Consider the following 8,132-nt stretch of genomic DNA (forward strand, 5'->3'; position numbering starts at 1 on the left):
CTTGTCGACTCTTGAATTATCATTCAGCACAAGAATAACTATTTGATCTGCAAAGAATAATAATTTTTTTATTCAATTTTTATCCATCAGGAATTTTTAACTTTCACAAACGTGCATTCTGCCAGTGACCCCAAAAACTGAGGAGAGCACAATGTATATCGAAACCAGTTATCTACTGTACCTGATGATCAGCACTACCCTGACCGTGTGGGTGGCTCGCACGTTAAGCAAAAACGGCCTGGTGTTTCTGATCGACAGCTTTAACGGCAACGAGCAATTGGCTCATTCTGTTAACCACTTGTTGGTGGTGGGTTTCTACTTGCTCAATCTGGGTTATATCCTGCTAGCTTTGCAGACCCAGGATGAATTGAGTTCCCTTCGGCACTCCATTGAGTTCATCAGCAAAAAAGTCGGCCTGGCCATGTTTGTATTGGGCGCCTTCCACTTCTTCAACGTATTTATCATCTCCAAGTGGCGGCGCAAGGCGGTACAAAAACACAGTGGACAACCAGAACCAAAGAAACCTAAGAAGGACGTATGGGCTTCCTGAGCAGTAAAGCTAACAGAGAAACGGCCGCCTAATCAGGTGGCCGTTTCTCTTTGTATTGATTCCCCCATCCATTTGGCGGCACAATCGGCTTTGACAGTTCAACTGACAAGGAAGGTTACCCATGGCCAAAAAGCTGTTTCGTTCACTGCTGCTGATTATCAGCGGCTGTTTGTTGGTTCTCGGATTCCAGAAATTTTTCAGCCTTAACAACGGGCCTACTTTCACCACCCAGCCAGCAAACAACCACTTTGACCACGTGCCCAAAATCAGCCAGCAAGAGGCAGAACAGCACCGTCAGAGCGGTTTTGAATCTCTTGTCAGCTTGAGCGATATCGCCACTCTGCCCACCGCCTTTACCCAGGATCAAGCCCTTATGGCACTGGCGGGCAGGTCTGACCAACGCACCATCGAACAACTTATCTCTGAGACCGGACAGCTGGCCGATGGTGGCCTGCAACGGGCGGCCCTGATCACACTGTTTGCCCGCTACACGGAGCTGGCACCCCAACGCGCAGTTGCCAGCCTGCCCCAGGTTCCCGCCCGCCATTCCAGAGACATTACCTACACAGTATTCCACTACCTGGCGCGCATGGACATTAATGCCTCCATTGAAATGGCTCTGGCAGAAGAAAACCGCCAGTTCAGTCAATGGGCAGCGGAGGCCATCTATTACGCATGGCAGCACGACAGCAAAGAATTGCTGGCAGATATTGAGCAACAGTTGGCCCCGGTTGCCGATCTCAAGGCACTGCGCATAGACGTACAAGTCACAAGCCTGGCCGGTTCACCCCAGCAGATGATGGAGGCGGCTTTGGCCATGTCGGCTGCAGACGGCCAGTACCAGTACGTTCAGCAAGCCGCCCAACAGTGGGCAAATCAATCCCCAAAAGAGGCTTATAAATATGCTGTGGAGCTACAAGATGCCCAGCAGCGGCAGTTGGCGCTGAACGCTATTTTACAAATTTGGGCAAAGACACAAGATGGCGCCCAACAAGCCCTGAACGCTGTAAACGACCTGCCAGCCTTTGAGCGCGAATCTGTTTATTACAGCATATTCCAGAGCTGGGCTGCACAGGCCCCTAAAGAGGCGCTTGCCGCGCTGGAACAGGTACAGGATGCACGGGTCAAGCGGGATCTGGAAAGCACTATTGCCTATCAGTTAGCCAGCATATATCCGTTAGAGGCGTTGCAGTGGGCCAATGAAGTAGACGGCAATCAACAAGATCAGCGGATGTTTTCAGTGCTACCCGAAGTCGCCAGAACACACCCGGAAGCCGCTATCGAAGTGCTACAGAGCATAGACAGTCACCGGGCACAACAGTTGGTAAGTACCGTGATGCATGCCATTGCCAATAACAGCCCGGAAACTGCTCTGAGCATGATGGAACTGCTGCCACAAGACCAGCGCTCGCAAGCCATGATCACTGTGGCGGAACGCTGGATGCAGCAAAACCCGGAAGCAGCACTGGACTGGGTGACCACCCAGGACGAAGCTATCCAACAAACGGTTTTGCGCCAAACCAGCTACCAACTGGCATACCAGGATCCGGAAAGAGCTATCCAACTGATGGATCGGCTACCGAGTAACGTACGAGAGAGCTGGCTGCCCACGATTGCCGCCGCCAAAGCCAATACTGATCCACAGCAGGCGGCGGAGTGGATTCAGCAATTTCGCGACAGTCGCAACTATAAGCAAATGGTTCAGTATGTAAGCAGCAGCTGGGCACAAAGCGACCCTCAAGCAGCCCTCGACTTTGCCTTAAGTGAGTCGAACGGCGGCAATAATCAGGCCGTTAATCTGGCACTCAACTCTTGGGCCAACAGCGATCCCGCCAGCGCCGCCAACTGGCTGACCAGCAATGCCAAGGAACAACAACTCTCCACTGGCGCACGTCAGATCGCCAGCGTCTGGGCACAACAGAGCCCTCAGGAAGCGGAACAATGGGCGCAATCCCTGCGCTCAACAAAAGCACGGGACAACGCCCTTAACGGGCTAATTGGCAGTGGCAATCTGGGCACCGACAAAGCACTTGAACTGATGTCATCCATCAACGACAAACGCACCCGCACAAACGCGCTCACTGGGCTCTTTTCCAACTACTATTTCTTCAACCGGGACGCAGCAATACAACTTAGGGACAACCCCAACCTATCAACTGAAGACCGACGCACCATCGATATGCTGCAAAAATCCATGGATGAAAGTTCCGGTTCCGTACCGATGTTTTATCCTGAGATGCAACTCCACGAAGTAATTCGATAGTGCACTGCCACCCCCCTCCAATAAAACAAACCTATCTGCCGCATAAATAAAATCGATTTTATTTATCGACAGCACAAACCAATACTGGGACTACGCCGCAAAACCTTGCAGCTCCTTAATAAATTTCAATAGGAGGTAGTCCCCATGTTTTTGAAAGCCAAGCCGTTAGCCCTTGCTCTGGCGGTAGCCCTAACCCCATTAGCAGCTATCGATACAGCTGAAGCGGGCGGCACCCCCAAATCTAATCAATTCTGGTGGCCCAATCAGGTAGATTTAAGCCCCCTGCGCCAACACGGCATTGAATCTAACCCCTTCGGCGAACAATTCGACTACGCCGAGGCTTTTAAACAGCTGGATCTGAAGGCGGTAAAAGCCGACATCGAAAAGCTGATGACCGAATCCCAGGATTGGTGGCCCGCTGACTATGGCCACTACGGCCCATTCTTTATTCGCATGGCCTGGCACAGCGCCGGTGTATACCGTGTGGCCGATGGCCGCGGTGGTGCCGCCGGTGGCCAACAGCGCTTTGAGCCGCTGAACAGCTGGCCCGACAACGCCAACCTGGACAAAGCCCGCCGCCTGCTGTGGCCCATCAAGAAAAAGTACGGCCGCAGTCTGTCATGGGCGGACCTGATGGTGCTCACCGGTAACGTGGCTCTGGAATCCATGGGCTTTAAAACCTTCGGTTTTGCCGGTGGCCGTGAAGACGACTGGGAGGCCGACCTGGTGTACTGGGGCCCGGAAAACGAATTCCTGGCGGACGAACGCTACAGTGAAGGCCGCAAACTGGAAAAACCCCTGGCTGCTGTACAAATGGGCCTGATTTACGTCAACCCGGAAGGCCCCAATGGCAACCCGGATCCGCTACTGGCCGCCAACGACATTCGCGAGACCTTTGGCCGTATGGCCATGAACGACGAAGAAACAGTGGCCCTGATTGCCGGCGGCCACACCTTCGGTAAAGCCCACGGTGCCGCCAAGCCAGAAGGCAAAGTGGGCCCGGAACCCGCTGCTGCCGACATTGAAGAACAAGGCTTTGGCTGGACCAGCAAATACAAAAGCGGCAAAGCCGAACACACCATCACCAGTGGGCTGGAGGGCGCCTGGACGGTAAGCCCGGCCCAGTGGACTCATAACTTCCTGCAAAACCTGTTCAATTTTGAATGGGAAAAAACCCGCAGCCCTGCAGGGGCCATTCAGTGGATTCCCAAAGACGGTCAGGCATCTAACCTGGTGCCCGACGCTCACATCCCCGGTAAGCGTCATGCGCCCATTATGCTCACCACCGACCTGGCGCTGAAATTCGACCCCAGTTACCGCAAGATATCCAAGCGCTTTCTGGACAACCCGGCAGAATTTGAACTGGCTTTTGCCAAAGCCTGGTTCAAACTCACCCACCGCGACATGGGCCCCCGCGCCCGCTACCTGGGCAGCGACGTACCTGGCGAAGCTCTGCTGTGGCAAGACCCGGTACCGGCGGTTGACCACGCTCTGGTGAACGCCAGTGATGTGAAAAAACTGAAGGCCAAAGTGCTGAAATCCGGCGTTAGCGTACCGGCGCTGGTAAGAACCGCCTGGGCCTCTGCCGCTAGTTTCCGTGGCACCGACCTGCGCGGTGGCGCCAACGGCGCACGCATTCGCCTGACCCCACAAAAAGACTGGGCGGCCAATAACCCGGCGGAACTGCAAACCGTGCTGGTTGTGCTGGAGAAAATCCAGAGTGACTTCAACCGCAAATCCAAGAGCCGAAAAATCTCCCTGGCGGATATGATTGTGCTGGCTGGCAGTGCTGCGGTTGAACAGGCAGCGAAAGACGCAGGCCACAAGGTAAGCGTGCCGTTTACCCCAGGCCGCACCGACGCCTCCCAGCAGCAGACGGATGTCTCTTCATTCGCCGTGTTGGAGCCCAAAGCTGACGGCTTCCGCAACTACTACAGTGACGGCAGCAGCCACTCACCCACCAATATGCTGATTGACAAGGCCAACCTGCTGAACCTCACCGTGCCGGAAATGACCGCACTGGTAGGCGGCCTGCGGGCACTGGATGCCAACACCGGTGGCGCCAAACACGGCGTATTCACCAATGTGCCTGGCACACTCAGCAATGACTTCTTCGTCAACCTGCTGGATATGTCTACCCACTGGAAAAAATCCGGTGAAGGCTTGTACGAAGGCCGCGACCGCAAAACCGGCAACGTGAAGTGGACAGCCACCCCGGTTGACCTGCTGTTTGGCTCCCACGCCGAACTGCGCGCCATCGCCGAAGTGTACGCCGCCAACGACGGGGAAGATAAATTCCTCAGCGACTTTGTGGCCGCCTGGAACAAGGTGATGATGCTGGACCGGTTTGATGTGGCGGGCAAATAAATAGACCTGTCGTCCTGAGATATCTAACCATCAACAACCACAAGCCCCGTCCACAAGGATGGGGCTTTTTAATATCCCGATACTAAGCATCTGTTGCATTTTGTATAAAATTTTATACAATCACCCTGATGGAAAGGACTCTAAAGCCAATTTATTGGGAGGGAACCAGCAAATCCGATTTGCTTAGCTTCCCAAACGATGCCAAGCAGGCTGCAGGCTATCAGCTTCATCGCCTCCAGCAAGGGAATGACCCGCTGGACTGGAAGCCGTTGAAGAATTTGGGCAAGGGCATTAGTGGTGTTTATGAAATACGGATTTGGGCAGACGATGGGACTTATCGGGTCGCCTATGTCACAAAGCTGAAAGACGGAATAACCGTATTGCACTGCTGGCAAAAAACAACACAAGCCGCCGCCAAGCCAGACATAAAGACCATTACTGACCGCTACAAAGCAGCCAAACAGAGGCTGAAAATATGACAAATGAAGTAACTGAAACAGTAACCACAGGCAGCGTTTTCGACGATCTTGATTTCGATCCAGGTGAAGCTGAACAGTTAAAACTCAAAGCAGCCCTGTTCAACACCATCGTCAACCACATGAAGGAACATAACCTGACCCAACAACAGGCCGCCGACGCAATGGGCGTGCAACGTTCACGGGTTGGTGACATCTGCCGAGGCAAAACAGCGGGGTTTACCATTGACGCTTTGGTGGCCATGGCAGCTCGTGTTGGGCTCCACCCCTTGCAAATTGCCGCTTAACTGCTCCGGAACTTCATCACTCACGCACCTGTGCACACCTTTTTTTGCAACGCTGCGGAGAATTCACCGCCCACATCTGTCTATAACTGATCTGTTTATCGACCCACTCTGGAACCAATACCAACAACAAGTACCAACACATGAGGAATCACCATGCTGGGATACACAACCATTGGCACCAAAGACCTGGCCAAAGCCACCGCCTTTTACGACGCACTGCTGGAGCCAATTGGCGGCAAGCAGCTGATGGGGCTGGACCGTATTAAGTTCTACGGCGACGGCAAAGGCGGCGCCATGCTGGCGGTTTGCACCCCCTCCGACGGCGGCGAGCAAAGCTGCGGCAACGGCCAAATGATCGCCATCCCCGGCGGCTCAGAAGAAGGCGCCGACGCCCTGTACAACAGAGCCCTTGAACTGGGCGCCACCTGCGAAGGCAAACCCGGCTGGCGTACCGACTTTTTCTACGGCGGCTATGTTCGCGATCTGGATGGCAACAAGATCTCGTTTTATCACATGAACTTGTAAAAGCCCGCCCCGCCCTAAAACTGCTGGATGGTTTCAGGGCGGGATTACTCATCCTCTGGCAAACCATCCAAACCACACCACAACCAATCACTCCCCTGCCTTGTAAAAACAAGCGCACTGATCGCCGCTTGCGACTTGATTCCCGTTATTCCCTATAATGCCTATCCCCTGTAATCGGGCACTGCAAACTACCTGGGCTCAAGGCAACCATGACACTGCTATTAATCTACTTGACCATCGCCATTGGAGTATCTTTTCTCTGTTCGATCCTTGAAGCGGTGCTGCTATCGGTTACCCCCAGCTACGTTGAACAAGTCCGCGAACAAAGCCCGCGCCGCGGCAAGCAACTGGCTCATGTAAAAACCCATATCGATGAGTCGCTGTCCAGCATTTTGATACTCAACACGTTCGCGCACACCATGGGCGCAGCGGGCGTTGGCTCTCAGGCACTGCAAGTGTTTGGCCCGGAGTGGGAAACGTTAATCGCCATACTGCTGACACTGGCCATTCTGTACTTCTCGGAAATCATCCCCAAAACTCTGGGGGCGACATTCTGGCGGCCACTTTCGGTGCCGTCTGCCTATACCATCTCCTGGCTAGTAAAAATTGTTTACCCATTAGTGTGGCTGTCGACACGCATCACCCACCTGTTCAGCAAAAACAAAGGCGCTGAAATCACCCGCGATGAAATTATTGCGTTGGCCTCAATCAGCCATAAAGACGGCACCTTGTTTACCCAGGAAAACCAATACCTGTCCAACCTCTTGAGCATGAGAGACGTGAATGTGGAAGACATTCTGACGCCGCGAAGCGTTGTCCATATGCTGCAAGAATCCCTGACCGTAACCGAAGCGCTCGATAACCCGAAAAGCCGCCAGTTCTCCCGCATCCCAACCTATGGCAATACCACTGACGACATTACCGGTTGTGTATTTCGTACCGATTTGTTTGAAGCGGAACGCAATGGCGACGGCGACAAAGCCATCAAGGAATTGGCGAAAAATATCACCCGTGTTTCCGAAAAACTACCCGTCTACAAAATGTTGGATATGTGCATTAAACGCAAAATCCATCTTGCACTAGCGGAAGATGAGTTTGGCCAGACGTCCGGCGTAGTGACACTGGAAGATGCCATTGAAACCTTACTTGGCCGTGAGATTGTTGATGAGAGTGATCCGGTTGAGGATATGCAGGAGCTGGCGAAAAGGAAGTTTCGGGATCGGTTGAAAAAAGCGCGGAAAGACAAATCTAACCCGCAAGAGAAAAGCTAGATTAGTGGGGGCCTGCAACCTCCAAGTATCTTTGGACTCACTTTAAATGCACTATAAATAAGCTCGATCTGGCAGCAATCATTAACAATGAATTTCACACCATTTTTATTGCAGTACAAGTGTAGATCGCTCATTTACCACTAGGGAACATCTGATTAATTGATAAAGCGATTTTATGTTCGCAAATCAAAAACTCAGATGCTCGTTTTCTCCAAATCTTGCACAAATAACTCGATATTTACGCGTATGCTCATCGTAACGGGGGGCTCCTCCCCGTTTTCAGGCGAACTACGCCTGAGACAACTCTGGCTGTTTCAGCAAATGAGCTTTAGCTACCACAAGGTTCATCAACGCACAGCTCACAAATAAATGGTGGGCGTTTTTATCAATCCC

At 52.9% G+C, this 8,132-nt stretch carries 7 protein-coding genes; all 7 read left to right on the forward strand.

Annotated features, from left to right (window positions below; all coding sequences use genetic code 11):
- Positions 1-151: 151 nt before the first annotated feature.
- The 7 genes from QSV34_RS13935 to QSV34_RS13965 all read left to right on the forward strand — a co-directional run bounded on the left by QSV34_RS13935 (position 152) and on the right by QSV34_RS13965 (position 7,739).
- A complete protein-coding gene (locus QSV34_RS13935) occupies positions 152-550 on the forward strand; it encodes a hypothetical protein (RefSeq protein WP_289155692.1) in 399 nt (132 codons plus the stop codon).
- Positions 551-671: 121 nt separating this feature from the next.
- Positions 672-2,813: a hypothetical protein gene (locus QSV34_RS13940; protein WP_289155694.1), complete on the forward strand. Its 2,142-nt coding sequence runs from the start codon at positions 672-674 to the stop codon at positions 2,811-2,813.
- Between the two features lie 144 nt (positions 2,814-2,957).
- Positions 2,958-5,180, forward strand: coding sequence for a catalase/peroxidase HPI (gene katG / locus QSV34_RS13945; protein ID WP_289155696.1), 2,223 nt, complete (start codon positions 2,958-2,960; stop codon positions 5,178-5,180).
- A 128-nt stretch (positions 5,181-5,308) separates the two neighbouring features.
- Positions 5,309-5,659: a type II toxin-antitoxin system RelE/ParE family toxin gene (locus QSV34_RS13950; protein ID WP_289155697.1), complete on the forward strand. Its 351-nt coding sequence runs from the start codon at positions 5,309-5,311 to the stop codon at positions 5,657-5,659.
- A complete protein-coding gene (locus tag QSV34_RS13955) occupies positions 5,656-5,943 on the forward strand; it encodes a helix-turn-helix domain-containing protein (RefSeq protein WP_289155698.1) in 288 nt (95 codons plus the stop codon). The genes QSV34_RS13950 and QSV34_RS13955 overlap by 4 nt, the downstream gene beginning before the upstream one ends.
- Before the next feature lie 153 nt (positions 5,944-6,096).
- Positions 6,097-6,468 (forward strand): VOC family protein, encoded by a 372-nt coding sequence (locus QSV34_RS13960; protein WP_289155700.1) that lies wholly within the window; start codon positions 6,097-6,099, stop codon positions 6,466-6,468.
- A gap of 209 nt (positions 6,469-6,677) precedes the next feature.
- The gene (locus QSV34_RS13965; protein WP_289155701.1) at positions 6,678-7,739 is read left to right on the forward strand and encodes a CNNM domain-containing protein; all 1,062 of its coding nucleotides are present in this window, start codon (positions 6,678-6,680) and stop codon (positions 7,737-7,739) included.
- The last annotated feature ends 393 nt before the right edge of the window (positions 7,740-8,132 follow it).

The sequence above is a fragment of the Porticoccus sp. W117 genome (assembly GCF_030341905.1).
Taxonomy (GTDB): Bacteria; Pseudomonadota; Gammaproteobacteria; order Pseudomonadales; family Porticoccaceae; genus SCSIO-12696.

Excerpts from the sequence above, each read along its gene's own strand:
- QSV34_RS13935 (WP_289155692.1), top strand. The coding sequence starts at position 152 with ATGTATATCGAAACCAGTTATCTACTGTACCTGATGATCAGCACTACC.
- QSV34_RS13940 (WP_289155694.1), top strand. The coding sequence starts at position 672 with ATGGCCAAAAAGCTGTTTCGTTCACTGCTGCTGATTATCAGCGGCTGT.
- katG (WP_289155696.1), top strand. The coding sequence starts at position 2,958 with ATGTTTTTGAAAGCCAAGCCGTTAGCCCTTGCTCTGGCGGTAGCCCTA.
- QSV34_RS13950 (WP_289155697.1), top strand. The coding sequence starts at position 5,309 with ATGGAAAGGACTCTAAAGCCAATTTATTGGGAGGGAACCAGCAAATCC.
- QSV34_RS13955 (WP_289155698.1), top strand. The coding sequence starts at position 5,656 with ATGACAAATGAAGTAACTGAAACAGTAACCACAGGCAGCGTTTTCGAC.
- QSV34_RS13960 (WP_289155700.1), top strand. The coding sequence starts at position 6,097 with ATGCTGGGATACACAACCATTGGCACCAAAGACCTGGCCAAAGCCACC.
- QSV34_RS13965 (WP_289155701.1), top strand. The coding sequence starts at position 6,678 with ATGACACTGCTATTAATCTACTTGACCATCGCCATTGGAGTATCTTTT.